Below are 23664 nucleotides of genomic sequence, written 5' to 3' on the forward strand. Positions count from 1 at the left end.
GTGCCGGTGTGGGTCTGTGTGGCCCCGCGGGACCACCGGCACGCTTACGCCGTGCCGTTCGCCAAATCCTGACCCCATTCGGCTTGCGGCTTCACTCGCCGTCGGGATAATCAGAGGGACGAACCACCCACCCCACCGGCCCGTTTCGACATGACTCGAACCCTCGCGCTCGCCGCCCTCGTCCTCGCCACGACCGTCTGCCCCGCCGCCGAACCCGAAGTCGATCGCAAGCTGCTGAAGCCCGGCCTCGTCGCCACGTTCGGGACGACGTACCGCCTGGAACCGACGGTCGCGCTCTACCAGCGGGCCGGCGAAGGCCCGGCCATCGGCCGCGTCACCTGGGACGGCTACCTCCAGATCGTCACGGCCGGGAAGTACCAGTTCGCCGGGACCGTGAAGGGGGGCACGGCGAGCGTGACGCTTTCGCGCGGCGAGAAAGTGATCGCCGCCTTCGGCGCGCCAGCGGTGCAGCTCGAACCCGGCGTTTACAAGTTCGTCGCCACGTTCGCCTCGGACGACAAAGCCGACCGGCAGTTTGAACTCGTCTGGGAAGGCCCCGGCTTCCGCCGCGAGCCGGTCCCGCACTACTTCTTCGGCCACCTGCCGGCCCAGCGAAAGGAGACGGTCGAGAAGAGCTTGCCGCTCGACCACGGCCGGTTTCTGTTCGAGGAACACGGCTGCAAGAACTGCCACGCCCCGAAGGACGCGGCCCTCGTGGACCGTACCGGCCCGGACCTGAGCGACGTGGGCAAGCGGGTCTACCCCGGCTGGCTCGATGCGTGGCTGGCCGACCCCGCGAAGTTGCGGCCGAACACGACGATGCCGAAGCTGTTCGCGAACGACGACCGCGGCGCGGCGGAGCGGTACGCCGTCGGGCAATACCTCACCTCCCTCGACGGGCCGCTCGCGGCGGCGAAGCTGCCGACGATCTCCAACGAATGGGCGAAGAACATCGCCAACGGGCAGAAGCTGTTCACCACGACCGGGTGCGCCGCGTGCCACGGGAAGCAGTTGGCCGCGACCGCGAAGAAGAACGAGGACGACGAGGACGAGAAGCCGGTCCCATTCGAGCCATCGTCCAGCTTCCACGGCCTCGGCACGGCGACGGGGTCGCAATCGCTCTACGCCCTCGGCGGCCTCGGCAGCAAGACGACGCCGGAGCAGCTCCAGCGGTACCTCGCGGACCCGCTGAAGGCGAACCCGCACGGCCGGATGCCAAACATGCAGCTGACGAACGAGGAGGCCCGCGACCTCGCGCGGTTCCTCATCCGCTCGACCGACGACCACTACGACCGCGCCGCCGTGAAGGAACCGAACCTGAAGCCCGCCGATTTCGACGCGAAGTCGTGGCGGGAACTCGGCCAGAAGCTCGTGACATCGAAGGGCTGCGTGAACTGCCACACGGTCGCGCCGGGCGGCAAGGCGCTGGCCGCGCGGACCGCGCCGCCGGCGAAGAAGGCCGACGCCGGCTGCCTCGCGGCGAAGCCGGACGCGACGAAGGTTCCGGTCTACAAGTTCGACGACCCGCAGCGGACGGCGCTCGCCGCGTTCGTCGGAACCGGTTCGCGGTCGCCGACGGACCTGGCCCGCACCGCGTTCAAGCGGTTCAACTGCCTGAACTGCCACGTCCGCGACGGCGAGGGCGGCATCGGGACGGAGCTGGCCGACCAGATGAAGAAGCTGGAGAACGCCGAGAACGCGGACGACGTGGCCCCGCCGCGGCTCACCGGCGTCGGCCACAAGGCGAAGACGACGTGGCTCGAAAGCGTGCTGGTCAGCGGCGGCCGCGCCCGGCCGTGGATGTCGCTGCGGATGCCGCAGTACGGCCAGCAGAACGTCGGCCACCTACCCGTCACCCTCGCGCACCTCGAAGGGACCGTGCCGGACTCCAGCACGCGGAAGGTCGAGTACACGCAGGAGAAGCTCGAAGCCGGGCGGAAGCTGAGCGGGTCCGAGGGGCTGGGGTGCATCAAGTGCCACGACATTAGCGGGCACGTCGGCGGCGGGACGCGGGGGCCGGACCTCGCGCGGACGGCCGAGCGGTTGCGGTTCGACTGGTACGAGCGGTGGATGCACAACCCGCAGCGGCTCGCCCCCGGCACGAAGATGCCCCAGAACTTCAACTACGGCAAGTCGGCGTTCGACAAACTCCTGAAGGGCGAGGCCGACCCGCAGATCGACGCGATCTGGGCGTACCTGTCGCTCGGCCCCGGCCTGCCGCTGCCGGCCGGGATGGAGCCGCCGAAGGGCCTGATCGTGAAGGTCGGGGCGCGGCCGGAGATCCTGCGGACGTTCATGCCGGACGGGGCTGGGACGAAGGCCATCGCCGTCGGGTTCCCGGCCGGGGTGAGCTTCGCGTTCGACGCCGACGCTTGCCGGGTGAGCTACGCCTGGGAGGGGAACTTCCTCGACGCGTCGCCGGTCTGGAACAACCGCGGCGGCGCGCCGGCGAAGTTGCTCGGCCCGAAGTTCCTGACGCCGCCGAAGGGTCCGCCGTGGGCCGTGACCGCGGGCCGCACGCCACCGGACTTCGACGCGCGGGCGAAGGACTTTGCGTTCGGCGCACCGGTCCCGAACGAGGAGATTTACAAGGGGCCGCGGCACGTCCACTTCGACGGGTACGCGCTGGCCGACGACGGCTCGCCGACGTTCCGCTACCGCGTCGGCGACGGCGATGTGAAGGATGAACTCGCGGTCCGCGAGACGGTCCGCCCGGCGAAGGGGGGCTTGGCCGTAGGTTTGACGCGTGCGTTCCAGGTGGAGGTTCCGGCGGCACGAACGGCGTGGCTGTTGGCCGGAACGACGACCGCCGAGCCGCGGGTCGTCGGGGCGACGGTTGCGCCGGATTCCGAGGTTCCCGCGAACGGAACGAAAGTCGTTCTGCCGGCCGACGGCCGCGCCGTCGTGCTGACGGTCGGCGCGGCCCCGACCGGGACGGTCTGGCGGTTCGTGAAGGCGAAGAGCGGTTGGCAGGCGATCCTCCGGCTGGAACCGTCGAAGGAGGCGGGGAATGCCGTGGTGACCTTCACCGCGTGGTCGGCCCCGAAAGACGCCCCCGCAATCATCGACGCCATCGGGAAGTAGCCGCGCCCTTCATCCCCGCGGCGGCGGGTGGTATGATGGGACGACACCGCGGAGTTGAGCGAGCGATGAAAGCGAGTACGCCCGATGACCGGCCGTGGATCGCCCCCGACCTGGCCGACGGGGAAGGCTTGGTCGGCGTCGGCGGCGACCTGAACCCCTCGACACTAATCAAAGCCTACACCGACGGCGTGTTCCCGTGGTTCAACGACGACGACCCGATCCTGTGGTGGTCGCCGGACCCGCGGGCGGTGATCGAGTACGACACGCTGCACGTCTCCCGCAGCCTCGCCCGCACCATCCGGAGCGGCAAATTCCACGTCACCATCGACCAGTGCTTCGAGATGGTCATGCTGGCGTGCGGCGAGAACCGCCCCGAAGGGACGTGGGTGACCGGCGGCATGGTGCAGGCGTACGCGCAGCTGCACCGCCTCGGCCACGCGCACAGCCTCGAAGTGTGGCAGGGCGACGAGCTGGCCGGCGGCATCTACGGCGTCGGCATCGGGGCGTTCTTCGCCGGCGAGTCGATGTTCCACCGCGTCACGGACGGGTCGAAGGTCGCGCTCGTGTCGCTGTTGCAGCACCTCCGCGAGCGGGGGTACGAGCTGTTCGACGTGCAGATGACGACGGAACACACCCAGCGGATGGGGGCGGTCGAAATCCCGCGGGCGGCGTACCTGAAGCGTCTCAAAGCGGCCGTGAAGAAATCGCACGTCCGGTTCGTGTAAACGAAAAAGCCCCGGCACGGTCGTGCCGGGGCTTTCGGTTTTTCATTCCACTCACTTAGACACTTCGGCCTTCAGCTTCTTGATCTTCTCCGTCACCTTCTTCCTCCGCTCGCCGTCCTTCTTCGTCACGTCCTCCATCTTCAGCGCCTTCTGGAACGTTTCCAGGGCCTCCTTCTTCTTGCCCATCGCCAGGTAGCAGTCGCCGACGTGGTCCCAAATCTCGATGTGGTTGCTCTCCTCGTCGTCGCTGCCGGCGCTCTCCAGCAGGTTCTTCAGCGCCTCGTCGTACTTCTTCTTCTTGTACAGCACCCACCCGAGGCTATCGACGTACGCGGCGTTCGGCTTCTTCGCCTCCTCCTTCGTGATCTTCCCCTCCTCGGCCGCCTTCTCGCGGAGCTTCAGGTCCTGGGCGATGGCCTCGCGGATCAGCTTCTCGGACTCGTCCAGGTTCTGGTCGTTGTCGCACATGATGAACCCGAGGTCGTTCTTGAACGTCGCGCTCTCCGGGTCCTCCTTCACCAGCTCGCGGAGGACCTTGATCCCCTCGTCGATCTTGTTCTGGCTGACGTAGATGCCGCTCATGGCGTACTTCGTGCCGCGGACGTACTGCTCCTTCTGCTCCTTCTTGAGGTTCTCGTTGTCGTTGATCGCGTCGATCATCTTCTCGTACTGCTTCACCGCGTCGTCCCACTTCTCGGCATCGACCAGCAATCGGGCCTTCATCCGGTGGAAGATGAAGTTCCCGTCGAACGTCTTGATGAGCTTGTCCGCCTTCTCCAGCGCCTTGTCCCCCTGCCCGTTCCGCGACTGGGCGACGAGCAAATTCTCCATCACGTCGATCAGGCTGTAGTTCTTGAGCGTGTCGTCGCCGTTGATGGCCATGACCCGCTCGCACAGCTCCTCGACCTGGTCGTACTTCTTCCGGGCCATCAGGAAGTCGATGTGCCCGTCCACGGCCCGGATGATGTGCTCGCTCGACTGCAGGTCGTCGATGGCGATGTCCGAACACGCCTTGTAGAAGATTTCCGCGGCGTCGTAGTCCTTGACGGTGTGCGCGGCCTTCGCCAGCACGAGCGTCGCGAAGTACCGGAACGGCTTCTCGTCGTCCTTCGCCGCCTTTTGGAGCTTCGCCGCGGCCTTCACGAGCTTGGCCGTGCCGGTCTTGTCCTTGTTGAGCGCCTTCAGCTTCGCGTCGGCGTCCTCGAGCGTCTTCGTCTCGCCGTTGAGCTTCTTGGCCTTCTCGATCAGTTGCTCCTCGGTCAACTCCGCGGCGGGGGCGGCGACGAGTTGCACGGCCGGCACGCCGACGAGGGCGGCGGACAGGCCGAGGGTCCAGAGCCGGTGACGGGTCATATCGGAAGTCCTTTCAGTCAGGCGGGGGAAGGGTGGGAGGAATTATTGGGATTCTACCCACGCGGCCGGGCGAACGCCATGCGGATTGCTAGAGGCCCCGACTTCCGAAGCCCGGCTTCGACTTCGGAAGTCGATCCCACGCGGGGGCGTTTCTCCCTAGCCCCCCGGTTCTTGGCCGCGTTCGACTTCCGAAGTCGAAGCCGGACTTCGGAAGTCGGGTTGCCCCTACAATCTCCGGAAACCGATTCCCTCCCGCCGCAGGTGTCACCGTGTCCGCAGTGAAGATTCCGATTCTCGGCGTCGGCCCCGACGGGCTGGCCGGGGTGACGGCCCGGTCCCGCGAGTGGCTGACCGGCGCGGACATCGTGTTCGGGTCCGACGCCGCCCTCCGGCTGCTGCCGGAACTGAAGGCCGAGCGGGTGACCATCGGGACCGATCTGCCGGCCGTCGTCGAGCGGCTGAAGGCGGTCGCGGGCAAGCAGCGGGTCGCGATCGTGTCCGTCGGCGACCCGCTGTTCTACGGCACGGCCCGCTACCTGTGTGAGAAGGTCGGCCCGGACCTGTTCGAGGTCGTGCCGCACATCAGCAGCATGCAGCTCGCCTTCGCCCGCGTGAAGGAGACGTGGGAGGACGCCTACCTGACGGACCTCTCGACGAAGTCCCTGGACGACGTGATCGACAAGGTCCGCGGGGCGGAAACGGTCGGCCTGTTCACGAGCGACGCCTACCCGCCGGGCCGGATCGCCCGCGAGCTGCTGGCCCGCGGCATCGACTACTTCCGCGCGACGGTCTGCGAGAACCTCGGCGGCCGGGACGAGCGGGTCACGCAGGGCGAACTCGCCGACCTCCAGGGGATGACGTTCGACCCGCTGAACATCCTGATCCTGAAGCGGAAGCCGAACCGTGCCGACGTGCCGCGAACCGGCGCGGCGCTCGCGCGGTTCGGCAACCCGGACGACGTGTTCGCACAGTCCCGGCCGAAGTCCGGCCTCATCACGCAGGCGGAAGTGCGATCGCTCGCGCTGGCGCAGCTGAACCTCCAGCCCGGCGACGTGGCGTGGGACGTGGGGGCCGGCAGCGGGTCGGTCGGGATCGAGATGGCCAACCTCGTCGCCCCCGGCGTGGTGTACGCCATTGAGCAGGACGCGGCCGACTTCCACCTCATCGCCGCGAACCTGGAGACGTTCGGCGTCAAGAACGTGAAGCCGGTGTTCGGCACCGCCCCGGCCATTTTCAACGGCCTGCCCGCCCCGGACGCGATCTTCATCGGCGGCAACGGCGGCGAGATTTCTCGCTTGCTCGAAGCGGCGTTCGCGGCCCTCCGCAAGGGCGGCCGGCTGGTCGTGAACGTCGGCACGCTGGAGATGCTGTCCGCGACGTATGCGGTGATGAAGCGGCTGGCCGCGGCCGTGGACGTGCAACTGGTCAGCATCGCCCGCGGCGTCGAGCAGATGGAGAGCCTGCGGTTCGAGGCCGTGAACCCGACGTTCCTCTTGCGGGTCCGCAAGGGCTGAGGGAAGATACCGACATGACGACCGCGACCGAAATCGAACCGGAACTCGACGCCCGGACGATGGCCGACTTATTGCACGAACTCGGCGACGTGCCCGCCGAGCGGGTCCGACTGTTCCCGCCACCGGGCACGGTGACGTTCGAGCAGTACGTTGAGATCAGCGAGCGGCGGCCCGGCGGCAAACTCTACGAGTGGGTTGACGGAACATTGGTGGAGAAGGCCGTGGGGTACTACGAATCCCGGATCGCCACGTTCATCATTCGTGCCTTACTCAACTACGTTGAAGAACACGACCTGGGGATCATCTCCGCCCCGGACGGGTTCATGCGCATCCTGCCGGACATCGCCCGCGGCCCGGACGTGACGTTCGTGGCCTGGGCCAGTCTGCCCGGCGGCCGGCCGCCGGCCCGCGAGGACCGCGTGCCGAGCATCGTCCCGGACCTCGTCGTCGAAGTCCTCAGCGAGAGCAACCGGCCCGGCGAGATGGCCCGCAAGCGGCGGGAGTACTTCACCGCCGGCGTCAAACAAGTCTGGGAGATCGACCCCGAAACGCGGTCCGCCGTCGTCTACACGGCCGAGGATCAACTCGCGCCCGTCCCGGCGAACGGGACCGTCTCCGGCGGCGACATCCTGCCGGGGTTCACACTCTCGCTGCAAGAAATCTTCGACCGGGCCGACCGCCAACGGCCGTCCGCATGACCGCCGCCTTTCACACGTTCCGATCCTCCGACGGCTACCGCTGGTACTACCGCCACTACCCGGCGGCCGGTCGGCCCCGCGGCCGGCTCGTCGCCGTCCACGGCATCCGCAGCCACGGCGGGTGGTACACGCGATCCTGCGAACAGTTCGCCGCGGCCGGGTACGACGTGGACTTCCTCGACCGCCGCGGGTCCGGGCTGAACACGGCCCACCGCGGCGACGCGCCGAGCTTCCGGCGGTTGCTCGACGACCTCGCCGAGTTCCTCCGCGAACTCCGGCGGTCGCGGCCGTGGCTGCCGGTCCACCTGATGGGGATTTCCTGGGGCGGGAAGCTGGCCGTCGGCCTGCCGTACCGCGCGCCGGGCCTCGTCGATTCGCTGATCCTGGCCTGCCCGGGTTTATGCCCGAAGGTGTCGCCGTCGCTCGGCCAGCGGATCGCCATCGGTCGTGCGCGGGTCCGCAACCCGTCGCGGATGTTCCCGATCCCGTTGAACGAGCCGGAGCTGTTCACGAAGTCGGCCGAGTGGCAAAAGTTCATCGCCGCGGAGCCGCACGACTTGAGAATGGCGACGGCCCGGTTCCTGTTCAACAGCGCCGCCTTCGACGTGTACCTGAAGCGGGCCGCGAAGCGCGTGACCGTGCCGACGCTCGTGCTGTTGGCGGGCGAGGACAAGATCATCGACAACGCCCGCACGCGGGCGTTCGTCGAGACGTTCCCCGCGCCGCGGAAGCAGGTCATCGACTACCCGGCGGCCGCGCATACGCTGGAATTCGAGCCGCCGGGCCACCCGTTCGTCGCCGACATCCTCGCCTGGATGGGGGACTAGCGCGGCCCCTCCTCGATGAGCCGGAGGTACTGCTCGGCGAGCTGCCGTTGCGGCATGTACGCCGGCATCTCGACCTTCTCCGGCCGCAGCGCCTGCTCGAACCGGACCTTCGCCTCCGCCACCTTCCCCTCGAGCAGCAGTTGCAGGCCCCGCTGGATGAAGAAGTCCGCGTGCTGCTGCCACTTGTCGATGCTGAACTGGACGTGCGTCTGGCCGAACAGGCCGGGGCCGCCGAGCAATGACATCGCCGGGCCGTTGATGAGGCCGTTTTGGTCAAAACCGCCGAGGTAGTCCTGGTACGCGGCCAGCGTCGGCTTGGCGACGGCCGCCCGCACGGCCTCCTTCTCGGACTCGGTCAGCGGCGGCAGCCGGATCGCCTTCTCGAGCGCCTCCCCGGCCTTCGCGTAGTCGCCGCGGAGCTGCCACAACTGGAACCGGAACCCGTCCACGACCTGCGCGACGCCCTCGACCTTGGCGTCCCCCTTCGCCCGCAACTCCGCGATGGCGTCTTCCACCTGGGTCAGGTAGAAGTCGGCCTGGTCGCACTGGCCGAGGATTACGAACGACCGGACCATCTGGAGCGTCAACTTCTGCGGGTCCGGGCCGAGGTTCTGCGTCCGCCACGCCTCGGCGAACTTTTCCGCCGCCTGGACCAACAGGTTCCGCTCGATCGCCCCCCGGACCTGCGCGGGAAGGTCCAGGTTCTTGAACTGCTGGAAGTTGTCGTTCGCCGGGATGACGAGCCGCTCCAAGTTCTTCAACCGGGCCTCGAAGTCCTTCTTGCGGCGGTCGTGCTCCTCCGGCATCCGCGCCGGCAGGTCGCTCGCCTCGTAGTACTCGCGGGCGCGGATGAGCATCTGCGACGCCGACTCCGGGAGGACGGCCTGGCCGGCCTGCGAGGCCTGGTCCGGCTGGTAGAGGAGGTGCAGCCGGTACGCGGCCTCCTGGCCGATCCGGGCCACCCCGCGGGAGACGGCCCCCGGCGGCGGCAGCCGGTCGATGAACTGCCGCAGCCCCGCGACTTCCAGCTGCTGCTTGATGTCGCCCCGCATGCCGGGGATCGCGTTCCGCCCGCCGAGGACGTTCCGCCCCGGCACGCCGAACGGCGTCGCCCCGCAGACCTGCGACAGGTTGTAGTACCCGAACGGGTCGTCCGGGTTGGCGGCGATCGCCTGCCACGCCGCCCGCAGCGCGAGGACGTTGTACGCGACGGCCACGTCCGGCGTCCGGTAGCCGCCGTTCTGGGCCGCGCTCGCCAGCAGCGGGTTCCCGACGGCCCCGCCGAACCACGGCCACCCGATCATCCGGATCGTCTGGTCGTCGAGCAGTACCCGGTCCCCGACCCGGCCGCGGTAGTCCCGGCGGGCGTACTCGTCGCCGATGTTCAACCACGTCGCCGCGTCCAGCGCCTCGTGCGGCGGGACGGCCGGCACGGGCTGGAAGAACGGGTCCAGGAACGACGGCTCGGCCGCCACCTTCGGCATCCCCGGCGGGGGCGGCGGCAGCACGGCCGCCGCGTTCGGGTCGAACCCCAGCCGCGCCGGGTTGAACGCCAGTTCCTGGAACACGGCCGCCCGATAATTCTTCGCCTGCAAGTCGCCGAGGACGACGGCCCGGCCGTCCACGTGCCACAGGGCGTACCCGCCCTCCGGGGCGGTCAACTGGTACAGCGGGAGCATGTCCACGTTCAGCGGCGGGTAGCCGATGCCGGCGAACGCGACGTAGGCGAGGTCGTGCTTCTGCGCGACCTCATGGACGGCCTCGATCTCGACCGCGTCGATCGGCTGCTGGCGGTCGAGGAACACCCGCCGGACCTTGAGGAAGTCCGCCAACTCCGGCCCGTGGAATGCGTACCGGCCGTTGACGAACACCTTCTCCTTCGGGGCGAACCACGCGACGTGGTTGGCCAGTTCGGTGTTCACGATCAGCCCGCGGTAGTCGGCCGGCAGCCGGCCGGATTCCCGCCACCGGCCGAGCATCTCGGCCGTCCGCTTCAGGCCGGGGTCCGGCTCGACGGCCCACGCGACCCGCGGGGTGAGCGACGGGTGGCCGGGTTGCGGCAGCAGCCAGCCGGGGTACGCGGCCGCCACGAACAGCAGCGTCGCCGGCAGCCCGAGGATGCGGCCGAGGCTCGACAGCATCAAGAGTAGGTTCGCCCGCGGCCCGTCCGCCGGGCCGAGCTTCACCCCGTCGATCAGCGCCGACAGCCCGGTCGCGAACACGGGCACGGCGACCACGCTGAAGAAGAGGATGGCCCGCTGTTGCAGCAGCGCGAGGCCGGCGAACGCGATCCAGAGCAGCAGGTGCGCGACCCGCAGCCGGGCCAGCCCGGTGATCGCCACCACGATCCCGCCGCCGACGAGCAGCCCGGCGAACGCCGCCCCGTTGACGCTCTTGCCGCGGGTCGGGCGGTCGAAGTAGCTCTTGTCCGTCGGGGACAGGGCGAACGCCGCCAGGTCGAAGTCGGTTTGGAAGTTCGTCGGCAGGTGGAACCCCAGCTCGGCGGGCAACTGCCAGACGCGGACGTGGTGCGGGGTGAGGCTGCACGCCACGACGCCGACGGCGAGCGCCTTCAGCAGGTGCGGCACGGCGACGGCGTCGTCCGTCGGTTCGGCCTTCTTCCAGACCGCGTTCTGCACGACCTCGCCGACGAGCACGAGCAGGATCGTCAGCGGCCCGAGGAAGAACCACACGTCGGAACTCGCCCACACCCAGAACAGCAGGCCGACGGCCGCGAGGGGCAATTTCGCGGACGCCTTCCAGTCGCGGCCGAGCACCAAGTAGAGCGTGACGGCGAGGAACAGCCCGGAGACGACGAGCGGCCGGAGCTGCGCGTGCGGGGCGGCGGCGACGACGGCGACGGCCGTGGCGACGACCCACGGCCAGATCGTTTGCCCGGACCGGCGGATCAGGAAGACGACGCCGAACGTCGCGGCGAACAGGAACGCCTTCACCGCGACGACGACGAACCCGGACGTGTCCGCCTGGTAGAGCAGGTACGCGGCTACGCTCGACAGCCAAGCGTGGTTCACCCACGTGCGGCCGGCCGTCGCGTGGGAGAACGGGTCGGTCCCGAGGGAGTATTCGCCGTTCAAGAGCGCCCGGCCGCTGGCGAAGTGGAGCCACTGGTCGGTCGTTCGGGAGACGCCGGACGCGAGCATGAACGCGGCGACCAGCACCATGACGAGGAGGGCCGCGTCAACCGACTTCACCCACGTCAGCCACGCCGCGGGGCCGGGCGGCGACGGGACGGCGGGGGCCTCCGGCGGGGGCGGGGCGGGGCTTTCGACGGGCGGGTCGGTGGGAGAAGGTGGTACGATCACGAAAGCCTCGGCGTGGCGTCACGGCACGGGTGATAGCGTGCCGTCACGGTAGGTACGCCGCCGAGGCCGGTCAAGTTCACCGCCGCTTGAACAGCCGGAACTTCGACGGCGCGGTCGTCGCTTCCGCCCGCGGAACCTCCCGCGGGGCGATCGCGTCCACCGACGGGCCGGTCAGTTCCAGCCGCGGCTGGTCGTTCGGGTAGACGTTCACCGTGGAGAACCCCAGCCGCGGGGACGGCGTGTAGTAGCCGAGCCACCCGTAGTTCTGGTGGCCGCGGTGGGCGTCGCTGCCGCCGAACGCCCCCGGCGTCGGGCCGTAGGTCGGGACCGGCGGGCCGTACAGGCTGTGCCCGTTCGTCCAGAAGCTGCCGGCCGCGCCGGGGTAGCCGAACGCGTACGGGCCGTAGGGCAGGCCGTAGTAGTTCCACGGCGACCCGACGCCGACGCCCACGCCGACCGACCCGCGGTACTGGGCGGACGCCGCCGACGCAAACACGGCCGCGAGGACGGCCGCCGACACGATCGCGCGCGAGATCATCGTGATGCTCCTGGTGTGGGACTTCGGATGACATCGGCGGGCGGCCGAACGGCGGGCGAATCGGTCGGGGAATTGCGCGGGATGTCGGCGGGGAACGGGTCGCGCGACCGGCAGAATTGGCAGGCCGGGTGCGACCGTCACGGCGCGGGTTCGACGGTCACGCGGAGCGGCTCGGCCCCGTCGTCGGCCCGGTCCGGGTCCGGGCCGCAGCCGATGATCTGGTCGGCCTTCAGCTCGGCGATTTCCATCGCCCCGGTCCAGACGACGCACCGGTCGGAGTTGTGCGCCTCGAACATGAGCTTGACGCACTTCTCCAGGGTGTACCCGAATACCTTCTGGAGCACGGCGACGACGAACGCCATGGTGTTCACGTCGTCGTTGTGGAGGATGACCGAGTACGGCGGCTGCCGCTTCGTGCGGGTGTCGGTCTGTTCTTCGGGAAGGACGGTCGCGGGGCTGCTCATCGCGGGACGGACTCCGTTCGGGACACCTGGTAGTTTACCGCCTTTCCGCGAAGGATCAAACCGTCTTGAGTGGTTGTTGACCGCTACCGTAAATAGCCCTTCGCCTTCATCAGTTCGACGATGCGGGTCACACTCGCGTCCACGTTGAGCTGGTCGGTTTGCAGCACGAGGTCGGGGGCCTTCGGCTCCTCGAACGCGGCCGTCACGCCGGGCATCTGCGCGATCGTGCCGGCGTCGGCCAGCTTGTACGCCCCGCTCTGGTCGCGGGACCGCAGCACGTCCATCGGGGCCGTGCAGTACACCTCCAACACGCGGTCCGGGCCGATCAGCTGCTTCGCCCGCTCGCGGACCGCCTCGTGCGGGGCGACGAACGCCGCGACGGTGATGACGCCGGCGTCGTTCATCAGCTTCGCGACCTCGGCCGACCGCCGCAGGTTCTCGGACCGGTCGTCGGCGGTGAACCCGAGGTCGCGGTTCAGCCCGTGCCGCATGTTCTGGCCGTACAGCACCGTCACGGCGCGGCCCTCGTCCCAGAGGCGGCGCTCCAGGGCGTAGGCGATCCGGCTCTTGCCGCTGCCGGTCAGCCCGACGAGCAGCACCGTCACCGGCTTCTGGCCGAACCGCTGCTCCCGCTCGGCCGGGGCGACCAGGCTCTCGCGGGCCTTGGCGGTGACGACCGCCTCCGCCTGCCGCGGCGTGCCGGCTTCGAGGATCATGCCGGCCCCGACGGTGTTGTTCGTCAGCCGGTCGATCAGGATGAACGCCCCGGTCGCCGAGTTCGAGCGGTACGGGTCGCACGCCAGCGGTTGCGTCAGGCTGAGCTGCACCTGCCCGACCTCGTTCAGCCCCAGCCGGGAGGCGGCCCGGTGTTCCAGCGTGTTCACGTCCACGCCGTACCGGAACGCCGCGACCTCGGCCGTCACCTGCCGCGTGGTCTGCTTCAGCGTGTACGCCTTGCCGGGCACGAGCGGCTGCTCGGCCATCCAGACGACCATCGCCTCAATTTGACTGGACACGTGCGGCGTGTTGTCCGGATGCACCAGCATGTCGCCGCGGCTGACATCGACCTCGTCGGTCAGCGTCACCGTCACCGCCTGCGGCGCGAACGCCTCGTCCAACTCGCCGTCGTAGGTGACGATCGACTTCACCCGGCTCCGCTTGCCGGACGGCAGGACCACGACCTCGTCCCCCTTGCGGACGATGCCGGCCGCGACCGTGCCGGCGAACCCGCGGAAGTCGAGGTTCGGGCGGAGGACGTACTGCACCGGGAACCGCAGGTCGGTCAGGTTCCGGTCGCTGGCGATGTGGACCGTCTCCAGGTGGTCGAGCAAGGCCGGGCCGTGGTGCCACGGCATGGCGTCGCTTCGGGCCGCGACGTTGTCCCCCTTCAGCGCCGACATCGGGATGAACGTGATGTCCGGCAGCCCGAGCTTGGCGACGAACCCGGTGTACTCGTCCTTGATCTTCTCGAAGACCTCGCGGGAGAAGCCTACGAGGTCCATCTTGTTGATCGCGACGACGACGTGCCGGATGCCGAGCAGCGAGACGATGAACGAGTGCCGCCGGGTCTGCGTCTGGACGCCGTGGCGGGCGTCGATGAGGATGATGGCGAGCTGGCAGGTGGACGCGCCGGTGGCCATGTTCCGCGTGTACTGCTCGTGGCCGGGCGTGTCGGCGATGATGAACTTGCGGCGGTCGGTGCTGAAGTACCGGTACGCCACGTCGATGGTGATGCCCTGCTCCCGCTCGGCCTTCAGGCCGTCGGTCAAGAGCGCGAGGTCGATCTCGCCCGCGCCGGTCGTGCCGACCTTCTCGCTGTCCCGCTTCACGGCGGCGAGCTGGTCCTCGTAGATCATCTTCGTGTCGTGCAGGAGGCGGCCGATGAGCGTGCTCTTGCCGTCGTCCACGCTGCCGCAGGTGAGGAAGCGAAGCAGCTCCTTCCGCTGGTGGCGGGCGAGGTACTCGTGAATGTTTTCTTGCTGCATAGTTGGCAGTTGATAGTTGGTGGTTGGTAGTTAAATCAAGTCGGGATGGAACGGATGAGGCCGTTGATGATTTTTGCCAGTTCGATGAGGCGGTCGGACAGTTGGTCACAGCGCTCTAGTGGAATGTAGCCGAGGCGGGCGGCCAGGATCAATTGCGTCTCGACCTCCTGGAGCGAGCCTCGGGCCATGCACAGGAAGCGAACGAAATCGTGCGACGGGCCGCGGCCCTGGCCTTCGGCGATATTGCTCGGGATCGACACCGCCGCTCGCCGCACCTGGTTCGTCAACCCGAACCGTTCGCCGGTGGGGAAGGCCGCCGTGGTTTGGTATATCTCGACGACCAACTCCATCGCCTTCTGCCACGCGACGAGGTCTTTGTAATTTTGAACGGCCATCGGCCACCCTCGGACTACCAACTACCAACCGCCAACTATCAACTATTCAGAAATACCCCTCGCGTTTCTTCTGTTCCATCGACCCGGTCTCGTCGTGGTCGATGACCCGGCCCTGCCGCTCGGAGTTCTTCGCCAGGATCATCTCCTCGATGATCTCCGGCAGCGTCGTCGCGCTGCTCTCGACGGCCCCGGTCAGCGGGTAGCAGCCGAGCGTGCGGAACCGCACCCGCTTCATCATCGGCTGCTCGCCGGGTTTCAGTCGCATCCGGTCGTCGTCCACCATGATGAGCGTGCCGTCCCGCTCCACCACCGGCCGCACGTCGGCGAAGTACAGCGGCACGATCGGGATGTTCTCCAGGTGGACGTACTGCCACACGTCCAGCTCGGTCCAGTTGGAGAGCGGGAAGACGCGGATGCTCTCGCCCTTGTTGATCTTGCCGTTGTAGAGGTTCCACAGCTCCGGCCGTTGGTTCTTCGGGTCCCACTGGTGCATCTGGTCGCGGAAGCTGTACACCCGCTCCTTCGCCCGGCTCTTCTCCTCGTCCCGCCGCGCGCCGCCGAACGCCGCGTCGTACTGGTAGTGGTTCAGCGCCTGCTTCAGCGCCGCGGTCTTCATGATGTCCGTGTGCTTCTTCGATCCGTGGTCGAACGGGTTGATGTTCTGGGCCTTCCCTTCCTGGTTCGTCCAGACCTTCAGGTCGAGGCCCTGCTCGCGGGCGTACCGGTCGCGGAACTCGATCATCGCCCGGAACTTCCAGGTCGTGTCGACGTGCAAGAGCGGGAACGGCAACCGGCCGGGGTGGAACGCCTTCTGCGCCAGCCGGAGCATGACGGCCGAGTCCTTGCCGATGGAGTAGAGCATCACCGGCCGCTCGAACTCGGCGGCGACCTCGCGGATGATGTGGATGCTCTCGGCCTCGAGAACTTTCAAGTGGGTGAGGTTGTAACTGCTGCTGATCGTCCGCCCTCCGGATGGCCTCCTGCAATCTTATGATTTCCACGTCACGGACGAAGGGGGGCGGGATCGGCAGGTGGCACGGCGAGCAGCGGGAGCAAGTCCTGGAGGTGGACCGGCTTGACGAGGTGGCCGTCGCACCCGGCCGCCCGCGATCGCTCGCGGTCCGCCTCCTGCCCCCAGCCGGTCAGGGCGATGACGGTCGCGGCCCGCCCCCACGGGGTGGCCCGGAGTTCCCGCGTGGCGTCCAGGCCGTTCATCCCCGGCATCCCCACGTCCATCAGCACCACCTCGGGGCGGAACGCCGCGGCCGCCGCCAGCCCGGCCCGGCCGTCGTGCGCCGTCGCGACCTCGTGGCCCAGCAGTCGCAGCATCTCGGCCGTGGACAGGGCCGCGTCCCGGTTGTCGTCCACGACCAGAATCCGCCGGCCCGGCCCGGCGGTCGGCACCGCGTCCGCGTCGGCCGGCATGGCCGGTGGCGGCTGGTACTCGGCGAGCGGGAGCCGGATCGTGAACGTGCTCCCCGTACCTTCCCCCTCGCTCTCGGCCGTCACGGACCCGCCGTGCAACTCGACGAGGCCGCGGACGAGCGCCAGCCCGATCCCCAGCCCGCCGGTCGTCCGTTCGAGCGGCCGGTCGATCTGGCTGAACATGTCGAACACCGTCGGCAGCGCGTCGGCCGGGATGCCGATACCGGTATCACGGACCCGCACCACGGCCATCGTCGCGGTCGGCTCGGCCGTCAACCACACGCGGCCGCCGGGCGGGGTGTACTTCGCGGCGTTCGTCAGCAGGTTCCCCAGCACCTGCGCGAGCCGCGTCAGGTCGCCGTCCAGGTAGACCGGAGCCGGCGGCACGGACAAGGCCAGGGCGTGCCCGGCCGCGTCCAGGGCCGGGCGGGCCGCCTCGACCGCCGCGGCCACCGCGTCCGACAGGAGGATTCGCTCCCGGCGGAGGTCGAGCTTTCCGCGGGTGATCCGGGACACGTCCAGCAGGTCATCGACCAGCCGGACCAGGTGGGTGAGCTGGCGGTCCATCATCTCGCGGGCCGTGCGGACGGCGGCCGGGTCGTCGCCGGCCAGTCGAATGACTTGCAGCCCGTTGCGGATCGGGGCGAGCGGGTTCCGCAACTCGTGGGCGAGGACGGCGAGGAACTCGTCCTTCCGCCGGTCCGCTTCCCGCAGCCGCTCCTCGGCCCGGACGCGGTCTGTCAGGTCGATGCCGTGGACGAGGACGCCGGTGACCGCGCCGGCGGCGTCGCGGAGCGGCTGGTAAACGAAGTCGAGGATGCGCTCCTCGGGCGGCCGGCCGTCGCCGGGGTCGAGGACGGCGAGGGTCGCCTGGCCGACGAACGGCTCGCCGGTCCGGTACACCCGGTCGAGCAGGTCGACGAACCCCTGCCGCACGACCTCCGGGATGGCGTCCCGGACGGGCCGGCCGAGGAGCGGCCGACGGGAGACGAGGGCCGCGTACCCGTCGTTGGCCCGCTCGAACACGTGGTCCGGCCCGCGGAGGACGGCCATGAACGACGGGGCGTGGCGGAACACGTCCGCCAGTTGCCGCTCGCTCGCCCGGACCGCCTCCTCGGCCCGGTGGCGGGCGGTCACGTCGGCGAACAGGACGCCCACCTGCCGCAGCGACGGGTCGCCGACCCGGAACGCCACCACCTCGTACCACCGGCCGAGGTCTTCCACCCCGCCCTCCCGGCGGAACGGCTCGCCGGTGAGGGCCACCCGCGCGTACCCGTCCACCCAGTCCTGCTCGTGGCCGGGCATGACCTGCCGGGCCGTCCGGCCGACCACGTCCTTCAGCCCGGTGTGCCGCTCGAGCGCGGGGTTGGCGAGCAGGTAGCGGTAATCGACCGGGCGGCCGGCCGCGTCGAACACCGGCTCGACGAGGCAGAACCCCTCGTCCATCGCCTCGAACACGGACCGGAACCGGGCCTCGGCCAGCTTCCGGGCGGTAACGTCGGTGGCGGCCCCGAACCACTCGACCACCTCGCCGGCCGGGCCGAGGACCGCCACGGCGCGGGAGTGCGTCCACCCGAGCGACCCGTCCGGCCGGAAGACCTGGTGTTCCAACTCGAACGGCTCGCGGGTCCGGATCGCCCGCTCGACCGCCGCCCGGACCCGCGGGTGCTCGAACGCCGGGATGTTCGCCTCCAGCCAGTCGCGGATCGGCCGGTCGGTGCTCCGCACCAGCCCGCGGCCGTCGAGCGGGTACATCACCGACCAGTCGGCGCTCATCCGGTAGACAACGTCCGCGGTCGTGGTGACGAGCGCCCGAAACCGGTCGTCGGCCCGCTTCTGGTCGTCCACGTCGGTCGTCGTGCCGAACACCCGGACGGGCCGGCCGGCGGCGTCCGTGGCGAGCGCGCCGCGGGTCTTGAACCACCGGTAGACGCCGTCGTGCCGGCGGAGCCGGTAGTCGATGTCGTACTCGCCGCGGCCGGCGACGAACGCCGCCCACGCCGCCCCGGTGCGGTCCCGGTCGTCCGGGTGGACGGCGGCGAGCCACCCGCGGCCGTGGTGCCGGGCTTCCGGCACGCCGGTGTACTCGACCCACCGGCGGCTGAGGTAATCGCAGTGGCCGTCCGGCCGGCACGACCAGGCGAGGTGCGGGAGCAGGTCCGCGACGGCGCGGACGTGGGCTAGGTCGGGAAGGGCGGTCGCGGGAGAGGGTTCGGCCACGCCGCTGGTACTGTCGCTCATTACGTCCCGTCGTGGGCGGCCACGGCCCCGGTGGGTGGTCACGCGGGGGCCGGGCCGGGCCTGTTTATCTTAGGCCGCCCGCCGGTCGTCGCGGCGGGCCATTCGCCGGAAGTTGAGCGCCAGCGGCAGCCCCAGGAAGAACGCCGCGCCGGCGTAGAACAGGACGACGAACATGACCTCCGCGCCGAGGGCGGCCACGTCCGCCGGGCCGCGGTCCGGGAACAGGCCGGCTTTCAATAGCAGCGCGAGGTTCATGTTCCGCATGGTCGCCTCCATGCCGGCGCTGACGGTGTCGGCCCGCGGCCACCCGAGGGCGCGGAACGGCAGCATGTTCACCTGCATGCAGACGAGGGCGAACACGATCACCGCCGCCGGGACGGTGAACCCCCGCTCGCCGGGGCGGATCCGCTGGCTGCCGAGGGCGCAGACGACCATCGCGAGGACGACCACGAACCCGGCCCGGATGAGCCACCGGCTGACGGCCCGCCCGCGGGCCGGGTCGCGGGAGCCGAGGGCGATGCCGACCGCGAGCGGGGCGAGGACGAAGCAGCCCACGTCGCGGACGATGCGGCCGGTCGGCATCTCGAACCCCGCCGGGACGTACGCGCCCGCGCAGAGTTGCAATGTGAGCGGCACGGTCACGACGGCGGCCAGCGTCGAGACGAGGGTGAGCGAGATGGCGAGGGCCGCCGACCCGCGGGCGAGGACGACGAACGCCTTCGCCGTCGCCCCGCCGGGCATCGCCGCCGTGAGGATCAGCCCGAGGGCGATGCCGGGCGTCAGGCCGAACGCGCGGCTCACGGCCAGCGCGATCAGCGGGGAGAGGACGAGCTGCCCGACGAGCGCGACGGCGAGCGACCGCGGCTTCCGCGCCACCGCGGCGAAGTCGCGGACGGACAGCGTCGCCCCCATGCCGAGCATGAACAGCGTCAGCTGGACCTGGGCGAAGTGCTCCTCGTAGGCCGGGTAGAAATCGAACATGCGTATCTTCTACGACTTCGCCGCCCGCCCGGCCTGTCGCGGCGGCGTGCCCGTCGGAAACCCTTGAACATCCGGTCGAAGTTCGCCACGTTGAAGGCATGACCACGCTTCCGCGCTTCGCACTCCTATTCGTCCTCGGCGTCGCCGTCGGCTGTCAGAAGCCGACGAGTCGCGTCGTCGTGTACTGCGCCCAGGACCGCGAGTTCGCCGAGGGCGTGTTCGACGAGTTCCAAAAGCACGCCGGACTGACCGTCGCGGCGAAGTTCGACACGGAGGCGAACAAGTCCGTCAGCCTCGCGGCGGAGCTGGAAGCGGAGGCGGCCCGGCCGCGGGCCGACGTTCACTGGAACAACGAAATCCTCGCCACCATCCGCCTCGCCCGGAAGGGGGTGTACGAACCCTACGACCCACCCGCGGCCGCGGCGTTCCCGGACTGGACGCGGGCGAAAGACCGGACGTGGCAGGCGTTCGCCGGCCGGGCGCGGGTGCTGATCGTGAACACGAACTTGGTCACCGAGGCCGAGCGGCCGCGGTCGCTGTTGGACCTGACGGCCGCGAAGTGGAAGGGGAAGGTGGCGATGGCGAAGCCGCAGTTCGGCACGACCGCGACGCACGCCGCGTGCCTGTTCGACGCCCTCGGGCCGGACGGGGCGAAGGCGTTCTTCCGCGGACTGAAGGCGAACGACGTGCAGCTAGTGCCGGGGAACAAGCAGGCGGCCGTCGGCGTGAGCGAGGGCCGGTACGCCGTCGGGCTGACCGACACGGACGACGCGTTGATCGAGCTGAACGCCGGGAAGCCGGTCGCGATCGTGTTCCCGGACCGCGACGGCCACCCGGCCCACCCGCGGCTCGGCGTGCTGTACATCCCGAACACGCTGGCCGTCGTGAAGGGCTGCCCGAACCCGGCCGGGGCGCGGCGGCTGATCGACCACCTGCTGCGGCCGGAGACGGAGAAGGCGCTCGCCGAGGGCGGCGGGTTTCAGATTCCGCTGAACCCGAAGGTGGCGGCGAAGCTGCCCGCGAGCTTGCTCACACCGGGGCGGGCGAAGCCGATGGACGTGAACTTCGAGCGGGCGGCCGACCTGTGGGACGACGTGCAAGCGTTCCTGCGGGACGAGTTCGCAAGGTGAGTTTTGTAGGGCGGGTCAAGGCTCTGCGCCGACCCGCCGTGGGGTCACGACCGCGTCGGAAGGACATCGAACCGGCTTCTTGTAGGGCGGGTCAAGGCTTTGCGCCGACCCGCCGCATCGCCCAACCCGCTCGGCGTGTCTCCGGGTGATTGCAGTCCCCGGCGGGTCGGCGCAAAGCCTTGACCCGCCCTACGAGCGGCGGAGTTCCTGATACAGCCGATGCACGAACGCGGCGTTGTCGCACTGGGCGTACCGCATCGCCCCGCCCATCCGCGAGTAGCTCTTGCAGAACCGCAGGTAGTACGCCGGGTTCGTCTTCGGCGGCTCCCCCGTCGCCCAGTCCCACCCGCCGCCGTCCTGGAGATCGACGACGTAGATTGCGTGCCCCCGCACCGCGTCGCGGCCGGCGTTCAGGCGAATGTTATTCGCGCAGCTGATGCTCTTCTCGAACACCTGCGGCCCCATGATCGCCGACCCGACGGACAGCACGACGCCGTCGTCCAATCCGTCCACCGCGCCGCCGAACAGCTTGAAGTCCCACTCCGCCGCCCGGCCGATGGCCGCGCCGCTGAAGACCGGGTGGTTTGAAATGATGTCGTACCCGATGCCCGGATGCACCGTCACGGGCACGCCACGCTGATACGCCGACCCGAGGATCGAGGCGTGCCGCCACCGGTGATCGACCCGCATTCGGACCGGCGGCCAGTTCTGTTCCTTAATCGCCCGCAGCAGGTCGGCCCGCGCCGCCGTGAGCGGGTGGAACGGGTCGGCCGCGACCTCGGCGGCCAGCGTTTCCGGGGCGGGAACGTCCGCGCCGTCCTCCGCGATGAACCGGCCGAGTGCCCGGCCGTAGCCGAGGCCGTCGAGCGCGCCGGTCATCACCGCGAGGTGGATGGCGTCGGCCGTCTCGTGCCACGTCCCGAACTTGCCGCCGGCGACGCCCATCTCCACGCTCTCGGTGCTCGCGCCGAACCAGGCGTACTCCCAGTCGTGGATCGTGCCGGCCCCGTTCGTCGCCAGGTGCGTCAGCCACCCCGCTTCCATCATCCGGTCGAGGATACGGGCCGCGCCGTTCCTCAAGAGGTGCGCCCCGTAGATGAGGATGATTGACGAGCCGCGGGCTTTCGCCGCCGCGATCCGTCCCGCGCACTCGCGAATGACGGCCGCGTTCGTTTCGGAACACGCGGCCGGTTCGGCGTCCGGGTCGAGGAGGATGTCGTCCGCCAGCGTCAGGCTCGCCCGTTGTGCCAGGGGGAAGACTTTCAGCCGCGATAAATCGAGCGGGGGCCGGGCCACGATACGTCCTGGTGGGAACCTCGACAACGATCTTCGAGAATCTGTCGGGGCTAGTGGAGAACGGCGCGCCCGATGCACTGATGAAAAGAGTTACCTTAACTGCTTACAGAATACATGCAACCTGACGCAGACCCCGAAGACTCTTCGCGCCAGAGCGAAGAGGTCCCGGAGCAACCTCAGGAGTTGAGCGATCCCATGCTCAACCGTGTGCGCGAGGTTGCGCGGAAAATCGAGAGGCGGGTCCGTGACACCCTCCGGGACACGGAGGGCGACCCTTCAACCGGGTCGCAGGGGGATACGACCGAGCAACCGCCGCTCCCGCCCGAACAACCTAACCCCTTAGACTAACCCGCGCCGCCCGACCACTTTAGCTTCCATCTTCTCGCGAAGGTCGCGGAAGTAGGCGGTCAGCTCCGCGCCCGACTTCACCTTGCCGCGGGAGCACCCGCCGCCCGTCCCGCAGTTGCCGGTGCCGCACGACGAACAGCCCCCGCCGCCGGACCCGCACCCGTCCTTGCCGCACCCGGTCGCCGGTTCCGCGGCGACGGGCATCGCGGTCAGGTCGTGCAACCGCACCGGCCGGCCGAAGGCCGCGGACCAGCGGTCGAGCAACGGCGACAGGTCGAGTTCGCCCCACGTCGTCACGTGCAGAATCGCGGCGGACGAATCCAACAAGACTTCGCAATCGAGGACGAGGGCCGGAAGCTCGCCGGCCGCGATGTCGGCGTTCGCCGCGTCGAGGAGGTCGCTCGCCCGGTCCGTCGTCGCGAGTTGCTCCACCTCGTCTTCCGAAGTCGCGGGGCGGAGGACGCGGCCGTCCGTCGTGGGGGCCACGGCCCGCCGGAGTTGCTCGTGCGGCTCGCACAGGACTGTACCGAGTTCGACGCCGCGCGGCGACTCGACGACCGCGCGGGAGCCGCGGGCGAACGCGACCCCGGCGGCGAACCGGCCGACGAACGCGGCCGAGCCGTACTGGATGAGGTACTCCCGCGTCATTGGCCGTCGAACCCCAGGTATTCCCGCATGTACTTGTCGTACTCCGCCTGGCCGAACTCCGAACTCAGGTCGAGCCGCAGCTCGTTGATGACCTTGATGCTGTAGTCCTTGAACCATCCGGTCCAGCAGTCGGCGCACACCTTCTCGTAAATGCGGACGCCGATCTCGTCCGGGACCGGCGGCTTCGGCAGTTGGCGGGCACGCCGGCCGGCGGCGCAGCCGGGCCGCTCGCACCGGAACCCGGTGTCCGGGCCGTCGTCCGCGGCGGCCGCCGCCTCGACCTTCGGGATCGCCGCGCCGAGTTGCGTCAGCAGTTTCGCCATCGCGTCGCGGGGCATCTTGTCGCCCCGCTCGTCGGCGATCTTGTACCCGGTCGTCAGCACCGCGACGGCCGTGGGGTTGTCGCCGAGCTTCATGTGGCACTCGGCGAGGAGTTGGTACACCTTCGAGAACTGCGGGCTGATCTCCAGCGTCCGGGCGAACGACAGCGCGGCCTCGGCCGTCTGGCCGTCCTCGGCGAGGAGCTGGCCGAGGCGGAAATGGCCGAGTTCGTTCTCCGGGTCGTCGGTCGCCATCTTGCGGAACTGGGCGATGCGGTCGTGCAGCTGGCTCATGTTTGCCGGTCTCTGTTCTGGAATGGCACGGGGCCGGGACGCCCGAGCGTGACCGCAATTATATAGCCGCCGGCT

General features: G+C 69.5%; 18 protein-coding genes. 6 read left to right on the forward strand and 12 right to left on the reverse strand.

Translation table 11 applies throughout. The features are described from left to right. Positions 1-150 precede the first annotated feature (150 nt). A complete protein-coding gene (locus AC5JJ2_RS18360) occupies positions 151-3084 on the forward strand; it encodes a c-type cytochrome (RefSeq protein ID WP_495859475.1) in 2934 nt (977 codons plus the stop codon). A gap of 65 nt (positions 3085-3149) precedes the next feature. Next, complete coding sequence (gene aat / locus AC5JJ2_RS18365) at positions 3150-3809, forward strand: leucyl/phenylalanyl-tRNA--protein transferase (protein ID WP_495859476.1); 660 nt, start codon at positions 3150-3152, stop codon at positions 3807-3809. Positions 3810-3860: 51 nt separating this feature from the next. Here aat and AC5JJ2_RS18370 read toward each other — a convergent pair whose 3' ends face one another. After that, positions 3861-5162 (reverse strand): tetratricopeptide repeat protein, encoded by a 1302-nt coding sequence (locus tag AC5JJ2_RS18370; RefSeq protein ID WP_495859477.1) that lies wholly within the window; start codon positions 5160-5162, stop codon positions 3861-3863. 278 nt (positions 5163-5440) lie between these two features. On the opposite strand from AC5JJ2_RS18370, the gene cbiE reads away from it, so the two are divergent. The 3 genes from cbiE to AC5JJ2_RS18385 are packed head-to-tail and all read left to right on the forward strand — an operon-like array spanning position 5441 to position 8201. Continuing rightward, entirely contained in the window at positions 5441-6676 is a 1236-nt protein-coding gene (cbiE, locus tag AC5JJ2_RS18375; RefSeq protein ID WP_495859478.1) for a precorrin-6y C5,15-methyltransferase (decarboxylating) subunit CbiE, read from the forward strand. A 14-nt stretch (positions 6677-6690) separates the two neighbouring features. Continuing rightward, the gene (locus AC5JJ2_RS18380) at positions 6691-7374 is read left to right on the forward strand and encodes a Uma2 family endonuclease (RefSeq protein WP_495859479.1); all 684 of its coding nucleotides are present in this window, start codon (positions 6691-6693) and stop codon (positions 7372-7374) included. Beyond that, positions 7371-8201, forward strand: coding sequence for an alpha/beta fold hydrolase (locus AC5JJ2_RS18385; RefSeq protein WP_495859480.1), 831 nt, complete (start codon positions 7371-7373; stop codon positions 8199-8201). The genes AC5JJ2_RS18380 and AC5JJ2_RS18385 overlap by 4 nt, the downstream gene beginning before the upstream one ends. Here the strand turns inward: AC5JJ2_RS18385 and AC5JJ2_RS18390 are convergent. The 8 genes from AC5JJ2_RS18390 to AC5JJ2_RS18425 form a co-directional block, all read right to left on the reverse strand. Continuing rightward, a complete protein-coding gene (locus AC5JJ2_RS18390) occupies positions 8198-11524 on the reverse strand; it encodes a hypothetical protein (protein WP_495859481.1) in 3327 nt (1108 codons plus the stop codon). The two genes, AC5JJ2_RS18385 and AC5JJ2_RS18390, sit on opposite strands and share 4 nt — an antisense overlap. Before the next feature lie 76 nt (positions 11525-11600). Further along, positions 11601-12062 carry a hypothetical protein gene (locus tag AC5JJ2_RS18395; protein WP_495859482.1) on the reverse strand — a complete coding sequence of 154 codons (462 nt, stop codon included), beginning with the start codon at positions 12060-12062 and terminating at the stop codon, positions 11601-11603. Positions 12063-12199: 137 nt separating this feature from the next. Next, positions 12200-12526: an ATP-dependent Clp protease adaptor ClpS gene (locus tag AC5JJ2_RS18400; RefSeq protein WP_495859483.1), complete on the reverse strand. Its 327-nt coding sequence runs from the start codon at positions 12524-12526 to the stop codon at positions 12200-12202. A gap of 83 nt (positions 12527-12609) precedes the next feature. After that, complete coding sequence (gene cysN, locus AC5JJ2_RS18405) at positions 12610-14511, reverse strand: sulfate adenylyltransferase subunit CysN (RefSeq protein WP_495859484.1); 1902 nt, start codon at positions 14509-14511, stop codon at positions 12610-12612. Between the two features lie 35 nt (positions 14512-14546). Beyond that, complete coding sequence (locus tag AC5JJ2_RS18410; RefSeq protein ID WP_495859485.1) at positions 14547-14906, reverse strand: four helix bundle protein; 360 nt, start codon at positions 14904-14906, stop codon at positions 14547-14549. Between the two features lie 46 nt (positions 14907-14952). Then, positions 14953-15864 (reverse strand): sulfate adenylyltransferase subunit CysD, encoded by a 912-nt coding sequence (cysD, locus tag AC5JJ2_RS18415; protein WP_495859665.1) that lies wholly within the window; start codon positions 15862-15864, stop codon positions 14953-14955. A gap of 44 nt (positions 15865-15908) precedes the next feature. Continuing rightward, positions 15909-18572 (reverse strand): PAS domain-containing hybrid sensor histidine kinase/response regulator, encoded by a 2664-nt coding sequence (locus AC5JJ2_RS18420; protein ID WP_495859486.1) that lies wholly within the window; start codon positions 18570-18572, stop codon positions 15909-15911. A 69-nt stretch (positions 18573-18641) separates the two neighbouring features. Then, positions 18642-19553 carry a bile acid:sodium symporter family protein gene (locus AC5JJ2_RS18425; protein ID WP_495859487.1) on the reverse strand — a complete coding sequence of 304 codons (912 nt, stop codon included), beginning with the start codon at positions 19551-19553 and terminating at the stop codon, positions 18642-18644. Positions 19554-19651: 98 nt separating this feature from the next. Here AC5JJ2_RS18425 and AC5JJ2_RS18430 point away from each other — a divergent pair, with 98 nt between their 5' ends. Beyond that, a complete protein-coding gene (locus tag AC5JJ2_RS18430; protein ID WP_495859488.1) occupies positions 19652-20683 on the forward strand; it encodes an extracellular solute-binding protein in 1032 nt (343 codons plus the stop codon). 189 nt (positions 20684-20872) lie between these two features. On the opposite strand, the gene AC5JJ2_RS18435 is transcribed toward AC5JJ2_RS18430, so the two are convergent. The 3 genes from AC5JJ2_RS18435 to AC5JJ2_RS18445 all read right to left on the reverse strand — a co-directional run bounded on the left by AC5JJ2_RS18435 (position 20873) and on the right by AC5JJ2_RS18445 (position 23589). Then, positions 20873-21979, reverse strand: coding sequence for a GSU2086 family protein (locus tag AC5JJ2_RS18435; protein WP_495859489.1), 1107 nt, complete (start codon positions 21977-21979; stop codon positions 20873-20875). 339 nt (positions 21980-22318) lie between these two features. After that, complete coding sequence (locus AC5JJ2_RS18440; RefSeq protein WP_495859490.1) at positions 22319-22975, reverse strand: hypothetical protein; 657 nt, start codon at positions 22973-22975, stop codon at positions 22319-22321. Beyond that, entirely contained in the window at positions 22972-23589 is a 618-nt protein-coding gene (locus AC5JJ2_RS18445) for a Fe(2+)-trafficking protein (protein ID WP_495859491.1), read from the reverse strand. Before AC5JJ2_RS18445 ends, AC5JJ2_RS18440 begins: the two co-directional genes overlap by 4 nt. Positions 23590-23664: the final 75 nt, after the last annotated feature.

The sequence above is a fragment of the Limnoglobus sp. genome (genome assembly GCF_059499385.1).

Bases quoted from the DNA above. Each gene is read 5' to 3' on its own strand.
- AC5JJ2_RS18425 (WP_495859487.1), bottom strand. From the start codon at position 19,553: ATGTTCGATTTCTACCCGGCCTACGAGGAGCACTTCGCCCAGGTCCAG.
- AC5JJ2_RS18360 (WP_495859475.1), top strand. From the start codon at position 151: ATGACTCGAACCCTCGCGCTCGCCGCCCTCGTCCTCGCCACGACCGTC.
- AC5JJ2_RS18370 (WP_495859477.1), bottom strand. From the start codon at position 5,162: ATGACCCGTCACCGGCTCTGGACCCTCGGCCTGTCCGCCGCCCTCGTC.
- AC5JJ2_RS18420 (WP_495859486.1), bottom strand. From the start codon at position 18,572: ATGAGCGACAGTACCAGCGGCGTGGCCGAACCCTCTCCCGCGACCGCC.
- AC5JJ2_RS18410 (WP_495859485.1), bottom strand. From the start codon at position 14,906: ATGGCCGTTCAAAATTACAAAGACCTCGTCGCGTGGCAGAAGGCGATG.
- AC5JJ2_RS18380 (WP_495859479.1), top strand. From the start codon at position 6,691: ATGACGACCGCGACCGAAATCGAACCGGAACTCGACGCCCGGACGATG.
- AC5JJ2_RS18440 (WP_495859490.1), bottom strand. From the start codon at position 22,975: ATGACGCGGGAGTACCTCATCCAGTACGGCTCGGCCGCGTTCGTCGGC.
- AC5JJ2_RS18395 (WP_495859482.1), bottom strand. From the start codon at position 12,062: ATGATCTCGCGCGCGATCGTGTCGGCGGCCGTCCTCGCGGCCGTGTTT.
- AC5JJ2_RS18430 (WP_495859488.1), top strand. From the start codon at position 19,652: ATGACCACGCTTCCGCGCTTCGCACTCCTATTCGTCCTCGGCGTCGCC.
- aat (WP_495859476.1), top strand. From the start codon at position 3,150: ATGAAAGCGAGTACGCCCGATGACCGGCCGTGGATCGCCCCCGACCTG.
- cysN (WP_495859484.1), bottom strand. From the start codon at position 14,511: ATGCAGCAAGAAAACATTCACGAGTACCTCGCCCGCCACCAGCGGAAG.
- AC5JJ2_RS18400 (WP_495859483.1), bottom strand. From the start codon at position 12,526: ATGAGCAGCCCCGCGACCGTCCTTCCCGAAGAACAGACCGACACCCGC.
- AC5JJ2_RS18385 (WP_495859480.1), top strand. From the start codon at position 7,371: ATGACCGCCGCCTTTCACACGTTCCGATCCTCCGACGGCTACCGCTGG.
- AC5JJ2_RS18445 (WP_495859491.1), bottom strand. From the start codon at position 23,589: ATGAGCCAGCTGCACGACCGCATCGCCCAGTTCCGCAAGATGGCGACC.